General features: G+C 68.4%; 19 protein-coding genes. 9 read left to right on the top strand and 10 right to left on the bottom strand.

Annotated elements, in window-relative coordinates; all coding sequences use genetic code 11:
• Positions 1–256 precede the first annotated feature (256 nt).
• From NXI30_07650 to NXI30_07630, 5 genes are read right to left on the bottom strand one after another with little or no spacing between them, the layout of a single operon-like run.
• Entirely contained in the window at positions 257–679 is a 423-nt protein-coding gene (locus NXI30_07650) for a hypothetical protein (GenBank protein MCR9094075.1), read from the bottom strand.
• A 37-nt stretch (positions 680–716) separates the two neighbouring features.
• A complete protein-coding gene (locus tag NXI30_07645; GenBank protein ID MCR9094074.1) occupies positions 717–1,106 on the bottom strand; it encodes an MAPEG family protein in 390 nt (129 codons plus the stop codon).
• 25 nt (positions 1,107–1,131) lie between these two features.
• Positions 1,132–2,316, bottom strand: a complete 1,185-nt coding sequence (locus tag NXI30_07640; GenBank protein ID MCR9094073.1) for an acetyl-CoA C-acyltransferase family protein — start codon at positions 2,314–2,316, stop codon at positions 1,132–1,134.
• The gene (locus NXI30_07635) at positions 2,313–3,629 is read right to left on the bottom strand and encodes an MFS transporter (protein MCR9094072.1); all 1,317 of its coding nucleotides are present in this window, start codon (positions 3,627–3,629) and stop codon (positions 2,313–2,315) included. The genes NXI30_07640 and NXI30_07635 overlap by 4 nt, the downstream gene beginning before the upstream one ends.
• Before the next feature lie 53 nt (positions 3,630–3,682).
• Positions 3,683–5,293, bottom strand: coding sequence for a fumarate hydratase (locus tag NXI30_07630; GenBank protein ID MCR9094071.1), 1,611 nt, complete (start codon positions 5,291–5,293; stop codon positions 3,683–3,685).
• 212 nt (positions 5,294–5,505) lie between these two features.
• On the opposite strand from NXI30_07630, the gene NXI30_07625 reads away from it, so the two are divergent.
• Both NXI30_07625 and NXI30_07620 read left to right on the top strand, forming a co-directional pair.
• Positions 5,506–7,752 (top strand): carboxy terminal-processing peptidase, encoded by a 2,247-nt coding sequence (locus tag NXI30_07625; GenBank protein ID MCR9094070.1) that lies wholly within the window; start codon positions 5,506–5,508, stop codon positions 7,750–7,752.
• Positions 7,698–7,961: a hypothetical protein gene (locus tag NXI30_07620; protein ID MCR9094069.1), complete on the top strand. Its 264-nt coding sequence runs from the start codon at positions 7,698–7,700 to the stop codon at positions 7,959–7,961. Before NXI30_07625 ends, NXI30_07620 begins: the two co-directional genes overlap by 55 nt.
• A gap of 81 nt (positions 7,962–8,042) precedes the next feature.
• Here NXI30_07620 and NXI30_07615 read toward each other — a convergent pair whose 3' ends face one another.
• The 3 genes from NXI30_07615 to NXI30_07605 form a co-directional block, all read right to left on the bottom strand.
• Positions 8,043–8,423, bottom strand: coding sequence for a VOC family protein (locus tag NXI30_07615; protein MCR9094068.1), 381 nt, complete (start codon positions 8,421–8,423; stop codon positions 8,043–8,045).
• Between the two features lie 16 nt (positions 8,424–8,439).
• On the bottom strand, positions 8,440–9,444 hold the full coding sequence (locus NXI30_07610) for an AraC family transcriptional regulator (protein MCR9094067.1): 1,005 nt from the start codon (positions 9,442–9,444) through the stop codon (positions 8,440–8,442).
• 72 nt (positions 9,445–9,516) lie between these two features.
• Positions 9,517–9,999 carry a hypothetical protein gene (locus NXI30_07605; GenBank protein ID MCR9094066.1) on the bottom strand — a complete coding sequence of 161 codons (483 nt, stop codon included), beginning with the start codon at positions 9,997–9,999 and terminating at the stop codon, positions 9,517–9,519.
• 226 nt (positions 10,000–10,225) lie between these two features.
• Between NXI30_07605 and NXI30_07600 the strand changes: the two genes are divergently transcribed.
• The 7 genes from NXI30_07600 to NXI30_07570 all read left to right on the top strand — a co-directional run bounded on the left by NXI30_07600 (position 10,226) and on the right by NXI30_07570 (position 15,759).
• Complete coding sequence (locus tag NXI30_07600) at positions 10,226–10,786, top strand: TetR/AcrR family transcriptional regulator (protein ID MCR9094065.1); 561 nt, start codon at positions 10,226–10,228, stop codon at positions 10,784–10,786.
• A gap of 136 nt (positions 10,787–10,922) precedes the next feature.
• Complete coding sequence (locus NXI30_07595) at positions 10,923–11,777, top strand: HDOD domain-containing protein (protein ID MCR9094064.1); 855 nt, start codon at positions 10,923–10,925, stop codon at positions 11,775–11,777.
• Positions 11,778–11,962: 185 nt separating this feature from the next.
• On the top strand, positions 11,963–12,904 hold the full coding sequence (gene grxD, locus NXI30_07590; protein MCR9094063.1) for a Grx4 family monothiol glutaredoxin: 942 nt from the start codon (positions 11,963–11,965) through the stop codon (positions 12,902–12,904).
• A 12-nt stretch (positions 12,905–12,916) separates the two neighbouring features.
• Entirely contained in the window at positions 12,917–13,186 is a 270-nt protein-coding gene (locus NXI30_07585) for a BolA/IbaG family iron-sulfur metabolism protein (GenBank protein MCR9094062.1), read from the top strand.
• Between the two features lie 408 nt (positions 13,187–13,594).
• Positions 13,595–14,842 carry an ammonium transporter gene (locus tag NXI30_07580; GenBank protein MCR9094061.1) on the top strand — a complete coding sequence of 416 codons (1,248 nt, stop codon included), beginning with the start codon at positions 13,595–13,597 and terminating at the stop codon, positions 14,840–14,842.
• Positions 14,843–14,925: 83 nt separating this feature from the next.
• A complete protein-coding gene (locus NXI30_07575; protein MCR9094060.1) occupies positions 14,926–15,264 on the top strand; it encodes a P-II family nitrogen regulator in 339 nt (112 codons plus the stop codon).
• Between the two features lie 105 nt (positions 15,265–15,369).
• Positions 15,370–15,759 (top strand): hypothetical protein, encoded by a 390-nt coding sequence (locus NXI30_07570; GenBank protein ID MCR9094059.1) that lies wholly within the window; start codon positions 15,370–15,372, stop codon positions 15,757–15,759.
• A 23-nt stretch (positions 15,760–15,782) separates the two neighbouring features.
• Here NXI30_07570 and NXI30_07565 read toward each other — a convergent pair whose 3' ends face one another.
• Positions 15,783–16,721 carry a dihydrofolate reductase gene (locus NXI30_07565; GenBank protein MCR9094058.1) on the bottom strand — a complete coding sequence of 313 codons (939 nt, stop codon included), beginning with the start codon at positions 16,719–16,721 and terminating at the stop codon, positions 15,783–15,785.
• 4 nt (positions 16,722–16,725) lie between these two features.
• Entirely contained in the window at positions 16,726–18,294 is a 1,569-nt protein-coding gene (locus tag NXI30_07560; protein MCR9094057.1) for an acyl--CoA ligase, read from the bottom strand.
• Between the last annotated feature and the right edge of the window lie 92 nt (positions 18,295–18,386).

Below are 18,386 nucleotides of genomic sequence, written 5' to 3'. Positions count from 1 at the left end.
CCCCTCGTCCCTGGACGAAGACGGGGAACTCCACCCTCGCCTCGTAAGTCCCTGAGGAGGGGCTTCGGGTGACGCAAAAAGCGCGACGGCCTCTCCGGAGGGCGTCCCCCTCCGGCGACACGCGGCGGTGTTGCCGGCGGGTTGCGTGCTCCGCAGGCAAGCCCGTGGAGGATTCGATCCGCCGGGGACCCGCTCGCGTCCATCCGGTCGGACGGCACGCGACGGGGTGCACGAGGCCCCGGCGGCCCGGCTCGGGTCAGGGGCGGGTCGCTCCGGGAGCCGTGACCGCGTCGGGATGCTCGGCCTGCCAGGCCGCCTTGCGCGCTTCCCTGGCCGCTCGCTCGGCGATCACGGCCTTCTGACGAGCCAGGCTGCGACGCTCCCAGTCCGCGAGCGCTGCGGCGTCGAGCGGACCGCACGCGTCTGCGACCACACAGAAGCTTCGGTCGTCGAACGGGTCGTCATCGGCGTAGCAGACGCTGCCGCTCGGACAGCTGCCGGGTGTGCAGCCGAAGGCGCCGGAACAGGTGTCGGGCGTGACCGCTGCGCCGCTCGGGCAGGTGATCTGCCACCGAGACAGACACCTGTGCTCACAATCGTGGCGGGCATGAAATCCGTCGCCGACGATTTCGCAGGGCGTCCCGACCGGATCGCCGCAGCCCACCAGCGCGAACAGCAAGGCGCACCCGAGGAGCCTTCGGTTCGATCCGCCCCCTCTAGAGCAGACTCGCAATGACCCCACCGAGGCTCCCGAGAACGAGGACCACGTTCGCGAAGAAGCCCATCAGGAACCCGAGCGTTCGCGTCGAGGGATCCTTCACGTAGGTGATCGCGTAGATCGGACGGCCGATCACGAACAGGAGCCCGACCCCCGCACCGATCGTCGGACTCACGAACGACGAGAAGATCCAGAGCGCGGGCAGGAAGATGATCAGCTGTTCCAGCGTATTCTGCTGAACGCGGAAGATCCGCTCGAACTCCGGATGCCCGGTCACGGCGGGGACCTCGACCCCGTATTTCTGGCGGCCGAAGCCCGTCCGCAGCGTGAAGGCCATGTATTCGAGGATCGCGATGCACGTGATCAGAGCCGGATAGGTCGCTTCCATGTCAGGTCTCCCTCCGTCATGACTGTCAGAGTCGTTCGAAGACCGCCGCGATCCCCTGACCGCCACCGACGCACATCGTCACGAGGGCGTGGCGCCCGCCGGTGCGATGCAGCTCGTAGAGGGCCTTCGTCGCGAGGAACGCGCCGGAGCAGCCGATCGGATGACCGAGGGCGATCGCCCCGCCGTTCGGGTTCGTCTTCTCCATGTCGAGCTCGAGACCCCGCGCGACCGCGATGGCCTGGGCCGCGAACGCCTCGTTCGACTCGATGACGTCCATCTGGTCGAGGGTCAGGCCGCACCGGTCCAGCACCCGCCGGCTCGCGGGGATCGGCCCCTCGCCCATCACGTCGTTCGGCACGCCGGCGACCGCGTAGCCGACCAGGCGCGCGAGCGGCGTGTGTCCCTGCTTCGCCGCCGCGTCCGCTTCGCCGAGCACGAAGAAGGCGGCGCCGTCGTTGATGCCCGAAGCGTTGCCGGCGGTCACGGTCCCGTCCTTCTTGAAGGCGGGGCGCAGGCCCGCGAGGCTCTCGAGCGAAGTATCGGGCTTCACGTGCTCGTCGGTCTCGAAGGAGACTTCGCCCTTTCGCGTCTTCAGCGCGACGGGGACGATCTGCTCCTTGAATCGGCCCTCCGCGATCGCGGCCGCGGCGCGCCGATGGGACTCGACGGCCAAGGCGTCCTGCTCCTCGCGCGTGATGCCCCACTTGGCGGCCAGGTTCTCGGCGGTGATCCCCATGTGACCGACGCCGAAGGGGTCGGTCAGCGTCGCGAGCATGCTGTCGATCAGGGTCGAATCCCCCATCCGCGCGCCGCTCCGCAGGGCCGGGCTGAGATAGGCACCGCGGCTCATCACCTCGACCCCGCCGCCCACGCCGTAGTCGCAGTCGCCGAGCAGGATGTTCTGCGCCGTCGTGACGATGCCCTGCAGACCGGAGGAACAGAGGCGGTTCACGGACATCGCGACGGAGTCCATCGAGAGACCGGCCTGAATGCTCGCCACCCGGGCGACGTAGGCGAAGCGGCTCTCCGTGGGAATCGTGTTCCCGACCGTCACGTACTCGATCTGCTCCGGCTCGACGCCGGACCGCTCGATCGACGCCTTCATGACCTGACCGGCCAGGTCGGCGGGCTCGATCCCTGAGAGCCCTCCCTGGAAGGTCCCGATCGCCGAGCGCGCCGCGCCCAGAACCACTACGTCTCGCTGTGTCATTTCCGTCCCCCACGCCTGTTCCCGGACGCGGTTGCCACGATAGCGTGCGTTGCGGTCGGATCTCCGCCGACGCGCACCGCGCCGACCTCGAAGTCGCGCAGCTGCGGCATCCGCGCGTTCACGAGTCCCAGCGCCCCGAGGCAGGCGAACCCGCCCGCGACGACCGACACCGTCGCGTTCGTGACGGCCGCCAGGAACCCGGACTCCGCCGCACCGAGCTCGTTGCTCGCGCCGATGAAGATCATGCCGACGGAGTTGACGCGTCCGCGGAGCGCGTCCGGCGTGGAGAGCTGGAGGATCACCGAGCGCGTCACCATGCTGACCTGATCGGCCATGCCTGCCAGGACGAAGGCCGCGACCGAGAGTGGGAAGGAGCGCGAGAGGCCGAACACGATCGTCGAGAGCCCGAAGCCGAGCACGGCCCAGAGCAGTGCCCGCCCGGGCCGCTCGAAGGGAGGCAGCCACAACATGATCGCCGCCATCACCAGCGTCCCGAGCTGCATCGACGCCGAGAGCAGCCCGTACCCGAACTCGCCGACCCCGAGGATCTCGTCCGCGTAGACCGGGAGCATCGCCGTCGCCCCGGCGAAGATGACCGCGAACATGTCGAGGGTCATCGATCCGAGGATCGCCTTCTGCTCGCGAACGAAGACGAGCCCCTCGCGGACGGCGACCCAGGAGACCCGCGGGCGCGCCTCGGCGGCCGGGCGCGGCACCGTGACCCCCGACAGCAGGACCAGCGACGCGGCGAGGCATCCGACGGTCACCTGATAGGCGGAGGCGATCCCGAAGCCCGCCGTGAGCGCGCCCATCGCGACCGGTCCGCTCATGCGCGCGACGTTCCGGACGTTCGCGGAGACGACGGTCGCCGAAGCGAAGATCCGGATCGGCACGAGGTTCGGCAGGATCGACGTGCTCGCGGGGTTCTCGAAGGAGGACGAGAAGGCGAGCGCGAAGGCCGTCGCGAGGACGACGCCGGTCTCGACCTCGGGCGAGGCCGCGCGGGTCGCCAGCGCGAGGACGAGTGCGCCGCAGAGCGTGAGCGACCGCGTCGAGAGCACGATCCGCTTGCGATCGTGGGCGTCCGCGAAAGCGCCGGCGAAGAGCGAGACCGGGATCACCGGCACGAACTCGACGAACCCGATCACGCCGAGCATGAAGTACGACTCGGTCAGCTTCCAGAGATGCCACGCGATCGTCGCCTGGAGGAGCGACCGCGCGAACGCCGAGAAGAACTGGGCGCCCAGGAACCGGCGCACCGCCGGCATCGCGATGACCTGGCGGGTGGGCGATCGATCCGGATCAACCGCCACGACGGACTCCGCCGCGAAAGTGCCCGCGGCCTACGAAGATCTGATTCGGAGAATCAGATCTTCGCAAAAAAGTCGTTGCCCTTGTCGTCCACGATGATGAACGCCGGGAAGTCCTCGACCTCGATGCGCCAGATGGCTTCCATCCCGAGCTCTTCGTACTCCTGGATCTCGACCTTCTTGATGCAGTTCTTCGCCAGGATCGCGGCGGGGCCGCCGACCGACCCGAGATAGAACCCACCGTGCTTCTCGCACGCGTCGGTGACCTGCTGCGACCGGTTGCCCTTCGCGAGCATGATCATCGACCCGCCGTGCTGCTGGAAGAGGTCGACGTACGAGTCCATGCGGCCCGCCGTCGTCGGGCCGAAGGAGCCGGAGATCTCGCCTTCCGGCGTCTTCGCGGGGCCCGCGTAGTAGACGGCGTGGTCCTTCATGTACTGGGGCATCTCCTCGCCGGCGTCGAGGCGCTCCTTGAGCTTGGCGTGGGCGATGTCGCGGGCGACGATGATCGTGCCCGTGAGCGAGAGCTGGGTCGTGACCGGGTGCTGGGAGAGATCGGCGAGGACCTCTTCCATCGGGCGATTCAGATCGATCGCGACCGGCTCGCGGGTCAGCTCGTGGGCGACCAGGTCGGGCATGAAGCGCGCCGGATCGGTCTCGAGCTGCTCGAGGAAGACGCCCTTCTTGTTGATCTTGGCCTTGATCTGGCGATCCGCGGAGCACGAGACGCCGATCCCGACCGGGCAGGACGCGCCGTGGCGCGGCAGGCGGATCACGCGGACGTCGTGGCAGAAGTACTTGCCACCGAACTGAGCGCCGATCCCGACCTCGCGGGTCAGCTGGAGGATCTCCTCTTCGAGCTCGACGTCGCGGAATGCGCGGCCATGAACGTTTCCCGAGGTCGGGAGATGGTCGAGCTCCTTGCAGCTCGCGAGCTTGACGGTCTTGAGCGTCATCTCCGCGCTGGTTCCGCCGATCACGACCGCCAGGTGGTAGGGCGGGCAGGCCGCCGTCCCGAGCGACTTGAGCTTCTCGACCATGAACTTCTTGATCGAGTCGGGGTTGAGGAGCGCCTTCGTCTCTTGAAAGAGGAGCGACTTGTTGGCCGAGCCACCCCCCTTGGTGACGAACAGGAACTTGTACTCGTCGCCCTCCGTCGCGTAGAGGTCGATCTGCGCGGGCAGGTTCGTGCCGGTGTTCTTCTCCTCGTACATCGACAGGGGCGCCACCTGCGAGTAACGGAGGTTCGTCTCGGTATAGGTCTGGAAGATCCCGCGGCTGAGAGCCTCTTCGTCGTGGCCGGGTACGTAGACGTCCTGCCCCTTCTTGCCCATGACGATCGCCGTGCCGGTGTCCTGGCAGCCCGGGTAGACCATGCCCGCGGCGATGTTCGCGTTCTTGAGCAGCTCGAGGGCGACGAAGCGATCGTTGTCGCTCGCTTCGGGGTCTTCCAGGATCTTCGCGAGCTGGGCGAGGTGGCCCGGGCGCAGCAGGTGCGACACGTCCTTGATCGCGGCCGCCGCGAGGTTCGTCAGGACCTCGGGCTCGATCTTGAGGATCTCGCGCCCGTCGATTTCGACCGTCGAGACGCCCTCCGACCCGAGGAGTCGGTACTCCGTCGGGTCGTCACCGCTCTCGAACATCTCCTGGAAGTGAAAATCCGGCATCGATCCCTCTCCATCCTTCCGAAGCCGTGTGGGACCCGGCCTCGGGGGCCGCGACTGTAGCCGAGGGACCTCCGGTCGGGTGAATTCGTGAACGAAATCGGGGCGGTCGGCCCCCAAAACCTCAGATCCCGTCGGCGCGCGACCGAAGGGAAATGCGGGGAGCGCTCGCGGCGTGCCTGACGCCACCTGCGGCCCTCCCTATTATCGGAGTCATGATGCGCAGCTACGAGACCCCTCCCGGCCGGCCCGGGCCCGTCCCCCCTCAGTCCCGGCGCCGATCCCGTTTCCTGAGCGGTCTCCTCGCGGCGACCGCTCTCCTCCTGGTCCTCGCCCCCTCCGGGGCGCACGCCTACAAGCAGCCGGAGCTCACCTGCTCGACCAGCTGGGACCTGCTCCAGGCCCTGCTCAAGCGCCACATCAGCTACCGCGGTCTCGACACGGAGATCCGCGAGCGCGCCATCGACGCCTACCTCGAGAAGATCGATCCCTCGAAGACCCTCTTCCTCTCCGGCGAGATCAAGGATCTCCGCCGCCGCCTCGCGGGCGTCTTCTTCGCGCTCCAGAACGGGGAGTGCGAGCTGCTCGACGGGATCGAGATGGACCTCGTCGGGCGCTACGAGCGGATGGAGAAAGACGTCCGGGCCTTCGTCTCGAAGGAGGACTACGCCCTCGACACCGACGTCCGCCTGATCCTCGACCCCGACAAGCGCGGCCATCCGTCGACGGAAGAAGGCCGGGTCAAGCTCCTCGAGCGGCTCGTCCACTTCCAGATGTCGAACTACCTGAGCAGCGACATGGAGCTCGACAAGGCGAAGGAGAAGCTGATCCATCGCTACGAGCTGATGACGAAGCGCGCGAAGGAGCTCGAGCCGCGGGACACCTACGGCACGTTCCTCAACGCCTTCGCCGGCGCCCTCGATCCGCACTCCGCCTACTATCCGCCGGAAGCCGACGAGGACTTCAAGATCCAGATGAGTCTGTCCCTCGACGGCATCGGCGTCGCGCTCTCCTCGAAGGACGGATACTCCGTGGTCGAGCGGATCATTCCCGGCGGTGCGACGGACAAGGCCGATGCCCTCGAGCCCGGCGACAAGATCATCGCCGTCCGCCAGGAGGGAGAGGACCCGATCGACATCGTCGACATGGCGCTGCGCGACGTCGTCGCCATGATCCGCGGGGAGCGCGGCACGACCGTCGAACTCACCGTCCTGCGCAAGAAGGAGCGCTTCGAAGTCCCGATCGTGCGCGACAAGGTCACGATCGAAGACGCCGCAGCGACGCTCGAGAAGCACGAAATCGAGGTCGACGGCGAGATCCGGCGCCTCGCGGTGATCGATCTCCCCACCTTCTACGGCGACGCCGATCCGTCCAAGCGCCAGAGCCACCGCGACGTGCGCGACCTGCTCCGCCAGGCCGCCGAATGGAAGGCCGACGGCGTCCTCCTCGACCTCTCGCGAAACGGCGGAGGGAAGCTCGACAGCGCTCGGGACATCGCGGGCCTCTTCATACCGGAAGGCAACGTCGTCGCGGTCAAGAACGTCTTCTCCGAAGTCCAGTACATGGCCGACCCCTACCCGGACACGGTCTACGACGGCCCGCTCGTGATCCTGACCTCGCGCATCACCGCCTCGGCTTCCGAGATCGTGGCCGGCGCCATGCAGGACTACGGTCGCGCGGTCATCGTCGGCGACGACCACACGTTCGGAAAGGGAACCGTCCAGAGCTACGTCGACCAGCCCGGCAAGCTCGGCGCGCTCAAGGTCACGACCGCCCTCTTCTTCCGACCCGGCGGCGAGTCGACCCAGCACTCGGGCGTCTCCGCCGACATCATCCTGCCGTCGCTCTTCGCGACGGACGAGTTCGGCGAGCGCTACACGCCCTACTCCCTCGGCAGCCAGACCATCACGCCCTTCCTGGGCGTGCACTCGGGCTTCACCCGCATGCCGCGCTTCGGACGCAACGAATCGACGAGCCCGGTCGAACCGACCTGGACGCCGGTCAACGACCAGCTCCTCTCCGAGCTCCGACGGCGCTCCGCGGAGCGCGTCTCCGAGGACGAGGAGTTCAAGGAGATCGAAGAACTCCTCGCCAAGCAGGCCGAGGAGGACGACGTGATCCACCTCGCTTCCTGGCGCGCCGAGCAGGACGAGACCGAAGATTCGGTCGGAGAAGCCTCCGAAGCCGCGGAGACCTCGGAGGGCGACGAGGGATCGACCGAGGCGACGGCGGAGAACGCCGAGGCCGAGTCCTCGGAAGCCAGCGACGGCGGTGAATCGAAGGAGGCGAACGAAAGCGCTACTCCTTCGGCCGAAGACGAAGAGGAAGAGGAGCCGACACCCCAGATGGTCGAGGCGCTCCGGATCCTCGCCGACCTCGTCGAACTGCAGGAGACCGCGAAGTCCTCATGGCGCGCACCGCGATCGGCATCGCGATCGGAATCGCCTTCGTCGCGGCCGTGATCTTCTACGCGCTGGACGCCACGAGCGTCCGGTGCGAGATCTGCGTCGAGTACAAGGGACGCCGCGCGTGCTCCGTCTCCCAGGCGGCAGACCTCGCGATGGCCGAGATGCAGGCGCACAGCGGCGCCTGCTCCCAGGTCACCGGCGGCGTGACCGAGACCCTCGAGTGCGATCGGCTCCCCGCGGCAACGCGGGTCTGTAGCGAGTAGTCGCGGTCGGGCCTTCCGGCCGGGGATCGTCCCGAGAGGCGACCCGGCACGGGGGGTGTGCCGGGCCGCGCAGCGAGACGATCAGGCCGCGAACCCGGCCGTGAGCGCCTCGAGCTTGTTCCCGAACGGATCGAGGACGTAGGCCGCGAAGACGGTCGCGTGCGGATAGGCACGCTCGCCGGGCGGGCCGGCGCAGCGCCCGCCCGCCTCGAGCGCCGCCGCGTGGAACGCCGTGACGGCGTCCTCGTCCGCCGCGTGGAACGCGACGTGCGTTCCGTTCCCAGCGCTCGCGTCCCCTCGGTCGAAGGGCTGCATCGCCAGGAACTCGATCCGGTCGCGACCGTACGCGACGAGTCCGTCCATCCGGGCGAGCTCCTTGACGCCCAGGCGCCCGAGGACCGGGCCGTAGAAGTCGGCCGCTGCCTCGATCGCCGAGACGCCGACGCTGATGTGATCGATCATCGTTCTTCCTTTCGTTTCAGGGTCGGGCGCGTGGATCCACGTCCGCCTCGATGGGCGAACGTGAGAACGGAGAAGGTCCTGCGAGCGCGGATTCCGCCTCGCGCTGGGCGCGGCGGTACGCGCCCGGGGGTTCCTCGAAGTGATCGCGGAAGGCGCGACCGAAGGCCGCCTCGGACGCGTATCCGACGCGCGCCGCGATCTCCCCGACGGTCAGGGACGACCTCGCCAGGAGGTGGCGCGACCAGGCCATCCGCCAGCGGGCGAGGTATTTCATCGGGGCGACGCCGCACACGGAGCTGAAGCGCCGGACGAAGGCCGAGCGGGAGAGACCGGCCTTCTGCGCCAGCGTGTCGAGCGTCCAGTCGGTCGCCGGCGAATCGTGGATGCAGGTCATCGCCGCAGCGAGCTGGGGATCCGAGAGCGCAGCCAAGGCACCGAGATCTCCCTCGCCCTGTTCGAGATGCGCGCGCAGCACGTAGACGAAGAGCACCTGGGAGAGGCGTTCGACCACGCCCTGCCAACCCGTCGGACGCGTGCGGGACTCGTGCTCGGTGAAGGCGAGCATCCGCTCGACCCACGAGTAGTCGGGCCCCTCGTCGCGGCGAAGGTGCAGCACGGGCGGGAGCGTCTCGAGGAAGGGGTGGGTGACGCGTGGGCTGAACCCGAAGTGGCCGCAGACGAGGACGGTACGCTCGCCCCCGCCGCCGTAGACGAGGGGGCCGTCGCCGTCGAAGCCGCTCGAGTCGAGCACCTCGGAGAGGGGGCGGGCTGCCTGCTCGGCGTCGTCGGACAGCACGTGGCCCGAGCCACGCGGGACCATCACCAGATCCCCGGGCCCGAAGGCCACCGGGTCGACACCTTCCAGCGAGAGCACGCATCGCCCCTCGCTCGCGATGTGGAAGCGGACCACGTTCGGATGCTCGGGCACGGCGATCGAGTAGGGCCGTGAGAGCTGCGCCCGGAAGTAGATACTGGACTCGAGCTCGAGGGTGTCGAGCACTTCGCTGAGAATGTCGGGCATGGAACCGGCCTCCGTGGGTGATGGCACGAGCCGGCCCGACGGGAGCACGCCGGCTCCCGTCGGGCGAAGGCTTCAGAGATCGCGGGCCGCGGTCGACCGGATCTTCTTCCAGTTGCGCGCCGCCTTGGCGATCGCTCCAGCGCGGTCCTCGTCGAACGCGCGCAGGATGTCTTCGTTCAGGAAGACGTAGAGCCGGTCGTCCACGACCGCGGCGTAGCGGGGGTTCCCGTCGAATTTCTTTCCGACGGACACGCCGTAGGTGCAGAAGCCTCCATTCTGCGGGGCGTAGCGGCCCGGATTGCGCCTGAAGGCCTTCGCGTTGTCCTTGCTCGCGAAGTAGTAGGCGACCCCTTCGTGCGTCTCGGTGTACGCATGGGTGCCCTCGATTCGATTGCCGAGCTCGACGAACGCGACGGGGTCGATCCCATGCAGCCCGAGCGGCGCGCCTTCGGCGGTGAGACCGGGCACGACGTTGTGCTCGTCGGCGCCGAAGGCGGGGGAGAGCGAGACGGCGACGAACGTCGTCGCCAGGATCAGGATGGGGAGGGTCTTCATGATGGACTCCAATGAGGGCGGGACCGGCCCGCCGGGCGGCCGACCCCGCCAGGAGGTCGACTCGATTCTAAAGTAAACGATATTGTTTACTTTCGAGAGAGAGTCTGCCGCGATTTATGCGCGTCCTGAAGGGCAGAACGGCCCGATTGATTGACCGATCGGCTCAATCTGGGCGCTCCGAAAAGAAACGAGGTAGTTTCCCCTTGCCCGAATCGGAGTACGCCCCTTGCCCCACCCGCCCCGAAGACAAGCGGTCGTGGACGCCGCCCTGCGGCTCTTCGCGCGCGACGGCTTCCACGCGACCGGCATGGACCGAATCGCCTCGGAAGCGGGCGTGTCGAAGAAGACGCTCTACAACCACTTCCGATCCCGGGAGGAGGTCGTGCTCGCCGTCCTCGCCCACTATGACAGCGCGTTCCGGAACCGATTCGCGCGGCGGGTTGAGGCGCGCGCGAAGTCGCCCCGCGCTCGCCTCCTCGCGGTCTTCGACGTCGCCGCCGACTGGTTCTCCGAGCCGGATTTCTACGGCTGCCTGTACATCAACGCGATCGGCGAGCACAGCGAGACCGAGTCCGACTTCCGGCGCTCCTGTCAGAGCTTCAAGCGACGCATGCGCGACTACCTGGGGGAGCTAGTCGAGGCCGCCGACCTGCCGCGCGAGACCGATCTCCGCGACGAGCTCGCGCTCCTCCTCGAGGGGGCGATCGTCACCGCCCAGATCGAAGGCACGCCCCGCGCCGCCAAGACCGCCAAACGCATCGCGAAGCGGCTCCTCGCCGAAGCCTGATCGCCCCCTCGGGAAAGGCGGCGTCACCGCGGAATCCAACCCTCATGGAAAGCTCCGATCCGGTCGAAAAGACAGGTCGAGCGTGGCCTTTCGTCCACCCCATGCGCGCCGACGTCCGCCCGGAGTCCATCCCCAAATGAGCAATCGTCTCGACAGCTATCTGCAGGCCTCGGAGGGGGACCTCCCGACCATGCCCGCGATCGCCAATCAGGTCGTGCAGGCGGTCGACAATCCCGACAGCTCGATCGACGACATCCGCTCGCTGATCGACCAGGATGCCGCCATCGCCGCGCGGATCCTGAAGATCTCGAACTCCGCCCTCTACGGCTTTCCGAGCGAGATCCAGAGCCTTTCCCACGCGATCTCGCTGCTCGGCACGATGACGGTCCGGAACCTCGTGCTCGCGGCCTCCATGAAGGAGACGTACAAGCGCTTCGGCCTGATGGAGAAGCTGCTCTGGCAGCACTCCTCCCTCTCCGGCCCCGTGGCGGCGCTCCTCGCGGACTATCGCGGGATCGGCGTCGACCCCGACATCGCCTTCACTGCCGGCCTGATGCACCACATCGGCAAGACGGCCCTCGCGAACAGCCACCGCGAGGAGTACGAGCGGGTGATGATGACCGTCTACAACGAAGGGCGGAGCTTCACCGAAGTCGAGAAAGAGGTCTTCGGCTTCAGCCACGCCGAGCTCGGCGCGGCCGTGGTCCAGCAATGGGGCCTGCCCGACAGCCTGGTCCTCACGATCCAGCACCACCACAGCCCCGGCAAGCTCGCCGAACTCGACGACGACGTGGCCCGGACCTGTGCCCTCACCACCATCACGAGCATGGCCCTCTCCAAGCTCGGCGTCGGCCGATCCCGTCCGATCGAGGACCTGGACCTGTCGGCCCAGCCCGCGTGGTCGTTCCTCGACCTCACGGAGGCGGACGTCGACCCGGTCCTCAACCTGTGTGCCGACCGGGTCAAGGACAGCCAGGAGGTCTCCGGCTAGGCGACCGCCTCCGGTCTTCCCGAAACGCTCGATTTCGGCCATCCCCGCCCATTGCTGCTAGGGTTCGCGCTACCGGCGCGGGCCCTCCGGGGTTCTGGCGCGCCCACGCTCCTGCGTGACGCCTCGCCGCCCCGATCGCGCCGTCCTTCATTCCTCGTGCGCGCGCCCAGCAACACGGAGATGTTATGTCCCTCGATGAATCCGTCCGTCAGGAAATCACCGACACGATCGAAACGAACGAGGTCGTCCTCTTCATGAAGGGCAACCGTCGCTCGCCGCAGTGCGGCTTCTCGGCGACCGTCGTCGGCATCCTCGACTCGATGCTCGAGACCTATCACACGGTCGACGTGCTCTCCGCGCCGCACATTCGAGACGGCATCAAGACCTTCTCGTCGTGGCCGACGATCCCCCAGCTCTACGTGAAGGGGGAGTTCGTGGGCGGCTGCGACATCGTCCAGGAGATGATGGGCAACGGCGAGCTCTACGATGCGCTCGGCCTCGAGCCCGTCGAGGTCGTCCAGCCGAAGATCACCGTGAGCGACGTCGCGGCGCAGGCCCTCGCCGGCGCCGCCGCGGAGCACGGCGGCGGCGGCCGCGAGCTCCACCTCTCCGTCGACGCCACGTTCCAGGCACACCTCTCCCTCGCGCCGCGGACGCCCGCGGACGTCGAGGCGATCGTCGAGGGCGGCGGCGCCGGGATGACCCTGCTCCTCGATCCGATGTCGGCGGGCCGCGCGGACGGCATCACCATCGACGTCGCCGACACGCCGAATGGCCAGGCCTTCAAGGTCGACAACCCGAATGCGCCGCGGGTCCAGCAGATGTCGGTCTCGGATCTGAAGCGTTCGATCGACGCGGGCGAAGCGATCGAGCTGCTCGACGTGCGGACGCCGGAGGAGCGAGCGATCGCCGCGATCCCGGGCGCAGTCCTCCTGAACGAGACCGAGGCCGCACGGATCGAGGGCCTGCCGCGGGACACGAAGCTCGTGCTCCACTGCCACCACGGCGGCCGCTCGCAGCAGGCCGCCGAGCAGTTCGTCTCCCTCGGCTTCACCCAGGTCTTCAACGTGGTCGGCGGGATCGATGCCTGGAGCCAGGAGATCGACCCCGACGTGCCGCGATATTAGGCGGAGAGACGCATGGCACTGCAGATCATCAACGCGGGACCGCCGCCGGAAGAGATCGCCGAGCAGATCCGCGCGGCGATCGCTGGAGCGCTCCCCGACGCCCTGATCGACGTCCGTCCGCAGGGACCGGGCCACTTCGAGATCACCGTGACCGACGCGGCCTTCGAGGGCCTCAATCGGGTCAAGCAGCAGCAGCTCGTCTATGGCGCGATCACCGAACTGATGGCGGGCGCCAACCCGCCGGTCCACGCCGTCGACCGACTGGAGTGCCTCGTCCCCTAGCCCGGTCCGGGCGGGTCCGACTCCGCGCGTGCGCCCGCCGAGCGGCGGGGACGCACGCCCGAAGCCAGGCGAGGCGGGCCTGCAGGCGGGCGGAACGCCCCCTCTGTGCGGCCAGATGCACACCTCTGCCCGGATCTGTGCCGAAAAGCACCATTATGTTTGCCTCGAGGCTCACTTCGGATTAGAACTGCACGGCCTTCCGCCGTGCTCCGGGTTCGCATCCGATGCTCGATCGAGTGCGGCGGGTTCCTCTCACGACCTCCCACGACCGCTCGTCCCCGCCGACCCGAGACGGGATCGCGAGCCCACGAGGACCCCACCATGTCTCGCTCCGCGCGCCCGCGTTTCGCTTCGCCTCTCACGGTCCCGTTCCTCGTGGCCATGCTCGTCGGCATGCCCTCCGTCGCGATGGCCGACGAGCTGGACTCCGGGGACACCGCCTGGATCCTCGCTTCGACCGCGCTCGTCCTCTTCATGACGCTGCCCGGACTCGCCCTCTTCTACGGCGGCCTCGTCCGAACGAAGAACGTGTTGTCGGTGCTGATGCAGTGTCTCGCGCTGACCGCGTTGATGACGCTCCTCTGGCTGGACTTCGGCTACACGCTCGCCTTCGGAACCGAGGGGATGGTCGCGGGCGAAGTGAACCTGAACTCCTTCGTCGGCAGCCTCGACAAGATGTTCCTCGCAGGCGTCGGGACCGACGCACTGGCCGGCACGATCCCCGAGATCCTCTTCTTCATCTTCCAGTGCACCTTCGCCGTCATCACGCCCGCCCTCATGATCGGCGCCTTCGCCGAGCGCATGAAGTTCTCGGCGGTCCTGCTCTTCTCGGCGCTCTGGCTCTTCGTCGTCTACGTCCCGATCTGCCACATGACCTGGGGCGGCGACGGCGGCCTCTTCTGGGACTGGGGCGTGATCGATCTCGCCGGCGGAATCGTCGTGCACATCACGGCGGGCGTCTCCGCGCTGGTCGCCGCGATCGTGATCGGTCCGCGCAAGGGCTATCCCGACACGCCGATGCCGCCGCACAACCTGACGATGTGTGTGACCGGTACGGGCATGCTCTGGGTCGGTTGGTACGGCTTCAACGGCGGCTCGGGCCTCGCCGCGAACGGCGCCGCCGCCATGTCCATCACCGTCACCCACGTCTCCGCATCGACGGCGGCACTGACCTGGATGTTCATCGAATGGTTCAAGCACGGGAAGCCCTCCGTCCTGGGCATCGCGACCGGCGCCATCGCCGGCCTCGCCGCGGTCACCCCGGCAGCGGGCGTGGTCGGCCCGATGGGCGGCTTCTGCATCGGCCTCGCCTCGGGCACGATCTGCTTCCTCGCCTCGACCACCCTGAAGACCCGGATGGGCTACGACGACAGCCTCGACGTCTTCGGCGTCCACGGCGTCGGCGGCTTCGTCGGCACCGTCCTCGCCGGCGTCTTCGGCGCCTCCGCGTTCGGGGGCCTGGTCGACGACATGGCGATCGGATCGCAGGTCGGGACCCAGCTGCTCGCCGCCCTGATCACCGCCGGCTGGGCCGCGGGCGCCGGCTTCGTGCTGCTCAAGATCACCGACGCGATCGTCGGGCTCCGCGTCGACGAAGAAGCCGAGTCCAAGGGTCTCGACCTCTCCGAACACGAAGAGCGCGGTTACATCCTCTAGGACCCGGATCGGGGCGGGCCACGTCGCCCGCCCCTCCGGCGTCCCGATGGCGCGGCGCACGGCGCCCGCGAAAGGACCCCCACATGAAGCTCGTCCAGGCCGTCATCAAGCCGTTCAAGCTCGACGACGTTCGCGATGCCCTCGCGCAGGTCGGCGTCGAAGGTCTCACCGTCACCGAAGGCAAGGGCTACGGCCGCCAGAAGGGACACACCGAGGTCTACCGCGGCGCCGAGTACGAGGTCGACCTCCTGCCGAAGACCCTGCTCGAGGTCGTCGTGCGCGACGATCAGCTGGACACGGTCGTCGCCACAATTTCCGAAACCGCGCAGACGGGCAAGATCGGCGACGGCAAGATCTTCGTCTACGACGTCGAGCAGGTGATCCGCATCCGGACCGGCGAAGAGGGCGAAGCCGCGGTCTGACGCGACGTCCGCCAGACTCCGACACACCGGAATCCGACCTCGCATCGGCTCTGCTTCCGGCCTAGGATCGCTGCGCCGTCGACACGCCCTCCGAGGAGAGACCCCATGATCGCGACCCCGCCCGAGTTCATCGACCTGACCCCCGAGATGCAGGCCCGCCTCGACCGCTTCGCCGAGGAGCACAAGGACGATCCGGTCGGCAACGTCGGAGGCACGGTCATCTTCGAGGACGATCGCGTGCGGATGTGGGAGCTCGTCCTCGAGCCCGGCGAAGCGAGCGACCTCCACCGTCACGAGCTCGACTACTACCTGATCATCTTCCAGGGCGACTTCGTGGCCGGCGTGACCGGACCCGGCGACGCGATGCCCTCCTTCGTCGGCAAGGTCCCCGCCGCCGGCAACACGGTCTCGATCCCGAAGGGGGGCTTCGAGTGGGCCTACAACGTGGGCGACGAGACCTACCGGGAAGTGATCGTCGAGATCAAGAACTCGTAGGCAGGGCGCCGGGTCGCCGCCGCTCAGTACTGCTCGTCGGGATCGACGCGGTACGCCAGCGCCTCACCACCGACGAATCGCTCGAGGTTCTCGACGAAGCGGTCCATCAGTCCGGCATGACTCTCCGGGCCTGCCCAGGAGATGTGTGGCGTGAGCCGGACGCGCGGATGCGCGTAGAGCCAGTGGCCCTCGGGCAGCGGCTCCGGTTCGACGCAATCGAGGGTCGCGAGCCCGACCTGTCCCGTGTCGAGGGCGCGTCGGAGCGCGTCCTGATCGACGAGCCCGCCCCGCGCGATGTTCACGAGATGCGCCCCGGGCTTCATCATCCCGAACGTCTCGTCGTTCAGGAGATGACGTGTGGCCGGGGTCTCCGGCGCCGCCACCACCACGTGGTCGGCCTCGGCGAGGAGGGTCGCCAGACTCGTGGCGATCTCCACGCCCGGCACCGGGCTCTTCGCCGCCGTCCGCCGGAAGCCCTGGACCTTCATGTCGAAGGGCAGCGCCCGTCGCGCGACGGCCTGGGCGATCCCGCCGAATCCGATCAGCGCCAGGTTCTTGTCCCGGAGCGTACCGAGCTCCGCCACGTTCCAGCGCTCCGGCGGCGCATCGAGCCAGGTCTCCGGCAGCCGCTTCTCCGCCGCGAGCAGCACCGCGATCACCCACTCGGAGATGGCCGTCGCGCTCGCGCCGCGGGAGCACGTGAGCGGGACGCCGCCGAGGAGCTCGAAGGGAAAGCCGTTCACGCCGGTCCCGTAGGCGTGGACCCAGCGGACCCCGCACCCGAGGATCTGCTCGAGGTTCGGCGTGCCCCAGGGCAGCGTCAGCAGGACGTCGATCCGGAGGCCCGGGTCGACGGGACCCTCCGGCGGAATCTCGACGACCGAGATCTCCGGGAAGCGCGCCGTCACGGCGGCCCCGAGGTCGACGGGCAGCTGGGTCCCGATCGTCATCGACTCGCTCATCCGCCTACTCCTCCTTCGCGAGCCCGCGCGTCTGGATCTCTTCGACGAGCATCGTGCGCTGGACCTGGGACGTCGCGGCCGTCCGGGGAAGCTTCTCGAGGATCGCGATCCGTCTCGGCTTCTTGAAGCCGGCGAGGCGCCCTTCGCAATGGGCCCGGAGCGCTTCGAGCGTCGGCGTCGAATCCGGTGACGCCACGACCGCCGCACACAACACCTCGCCCCATTCCGGATCCGGCAAGCCGACGATCGCGACCTCCTCGATTCCCGGGAAGTCGCGCAGGACGCCCTCGACCTCGTTGGGCGAGACGCTCTCGCCACCGGTCCGAAGGACCTCCTTCTTGCGACCGACGATCGAGAGATAGCCGTCGTCGTCGACGGCCCCGAGATCGCCCATCCGGAACCATCCGTTCTCGAAGGCCGCCTCGGTCGCCTCGGCGTCGTCGAAGTAGCCGTCCATCAGGTAGGGACTGCGCGCGAGGATCTCGCCATCGGAATCGAGACGGACGTCGACGTTCACCGAGGGAATCCCGACGCTCCCCGGCTTCCGGATCACGTCCTCGTCGGGCAGCGCCGTCGCGGAACCGACCTCCGTCGAGCCGTAGTAGATCCGGATCTTCGCCGCGGGAAAGCAATCGCGCATGCGTTCGAGGAGCTCGATGGGCGTCGCGGAGGTGCCCGAGTCGAGCTGGACGAGATGCGAGAGGTCGTATCTCGAGAGGTCCGCCTCGACGATCCGCTTCCACACGAGCGGCAGGCCGTAGAGGCGATTCGCCTTTCGCGCCTCGCAGGCCGCGAGCAGGGCTTCGGCGGAGGAGTCGGTGTAGGTGATCTCGCCGCGGGTCTGCCAGGCCGAGATCGCGAGGGTGAAGGCGGCCATGTGGAAGAGCGGGAACATGCACACCGTCCGCTCGGGCTCGTCCCGGAACACGCCCTGGAAGCCGCGCAGCCAGTTCGCGCGATGGGAGAGGACGACCCCCTTGGGTCGGCCCGTACTTCCGCTCGTGAAGAAGATCACGTGGGGATCGGTTTCTTCGAGGCGCGGCTCCTCGATCGCGCGCGGCGGATCCGGCAGCGACGTCGCGTCGAGCACGAGTCGCTCGGGATTCTCGCCGCGATCTCCTTCCGACGTCGCGCGCCCCGCTTCCCCGACCGGAAGCAGCGCCCACTGGTCGACCCCCGCTGCCTTCGCGAGCACTTCCGCTCCGGGCGCTCGGGCCGTGTCGACGATCAGCAGCGTCCCCCGCGCCAGTGCCGCGACCTCCCCCGCCTCCGAAGCGCCGAGGCGCGCGTTGAGCGGAGCGAAGACGGCGCCGAGCTTGGCGACCGCGACGAAGAGCGGGAGCACCTCGATCGAGGTGTCGGCCCAGGCGAGGATACGGTCCCCGTGACCGACGCCGAGCTGCGTCCGAAGCGCGAGGGCCAGGCGGTTCGCGTCCCGCTCGAGCTCGGCGAAGGTACGCGTGGCATAGCCGCGGTCCTCGGCGCCCACGCAGGCCGCCGGCGCATCCGGGGTCGCCTCGGCAGCGCGCCGCAGGATGTCCCCGATCAGCAGCTTCCGGCCCTGGCTCTCCACCCGCGTTCCTCCCTAGATCGGCCTGCGCCCACGGGCCACCGCGCGGATCATGGCGGACTGCCTCGCCCCCCGCGCCGCGGAATGCCCCTTGC

The sequence above is a fragment of the bacterium genome (genome assembly GCA_024742285.1).
Classification (GTDB): domain Bacteria; phylum Myxococcota_A; class UBA9160; order UBA9160; family UBA4427; genus UBA4427.
Note: the sequence above shows the minus strand (reverse complement) of the source record. Positions and strands in the feature narration are given on the sequence as shown.

Excerpts from the sequence above, each read along its gene's own strand:
- NXI30_07645 (MCR9094074.1), bottom strand. The coding sequence starts at position 1,106 with ATGGAAGCGACCTATCCGGCTCTGATCACGTGCATCGCGATCCTCGAA.
- NXI30_07640 (MCR9094073.1), bottom strand. The coding sequence starts at position 2,316 with ATGACACAGCGAGACGTAGTGGTTCTGGGCGCGGCGCGCTCGGCGATC.
- NXI30_07630 (MCR9094071.1), bottom strand. The coding sequence starts at position 5,293 with ATGCCGGATTTTCACTTCCAGGAGATGTTCGAGAGCGGTGACGACCCG.
- NXI30_07625 (MCR9094070.1), top strand. The coding sequence starts at position 5,506 with ATGATGCGCAGCTACGAGACCCCTCCCGGCCGGCCCGGGCCCGTCCCC.
- NXI30_07620 (MCR9094069.1), top strand. The coding sequence starts at position 7,698 with ATGGCGCGCACCGCGATCGGCATCGCGATCGGAATCGCCTTCGTCGCG.
- NXI30_07615 (MCR9094068.1), bottom strand. The coding sequence starts at position 8,423 with ATGATCGATCACATCAGCGTCGGCGTCTCGGCGATCGAGGCAGCGGCC.
- NXI30_07610 (MCR9094067.1), bottom strand. The coding sequence starts at position 9,444 with ATGCCCGACATTCTCAGCGAAGTGCTCGACACCCTCGAGCTCGAGTCC.
- NXI30_07605 (MCR9094066.1), bottom strand. The coding sequence starts at position 9,999 with ATGAAGACCCTCCCCATCCTGATCCTGGCGACGACGTTCGTCGCCGTC.
- NXI30_07595 (MCR9094064.1), top strand. The coding sequence starts at position 10,923 with ATGAGCAATCGTCTCGACAGCTATCTGCAGGCCTCGGAGGGGGACCTC.
- grxD (MCR9094063.1), top strand. The coding sequence starts at position 11,963 with ATGTCCCTCGATGAATCCGTCCGTCAGGAAATCACCGACACGATCGAA.
- NXI30_07585 (MCR9094062.1), top strand. The coding sequence starts at position 12,917 with ATGGCACTGCAGATCATCAACGCGGGACCGCCGCCGGAAGAGATCGCC.
- NXI30_07580 (MCR9094061.1), top strand. The coding sequence starts at position 13,595 with ATGGCCGACGAGCTGGACTCCGGGGACACCGCCTGGATCCTCGCTTCG.
- NXI30_07575 (MCR9094060.1), top strand. The coding sequence starts at position 14,926 with ATGAAGCTCGTCCAGGCCGTCATCAAGCCGTTCAAGCTCGACGACGTT.
- NXI30_07570 (MCR9094059.1), top strand. The coding sequence starts at position 15,370 with ATGATCGCGACCCCGCCCGAGTTCATCGACCTGACCCCCGAGATGCAG.
- NXI30_07565 (MCR9094058.1), bottom strand. The coding sequence starts at position 16,721 with ATGAGCGAGTCGATGACGATCGGGACCCAGCTGCCCGTCGACCTCGGG.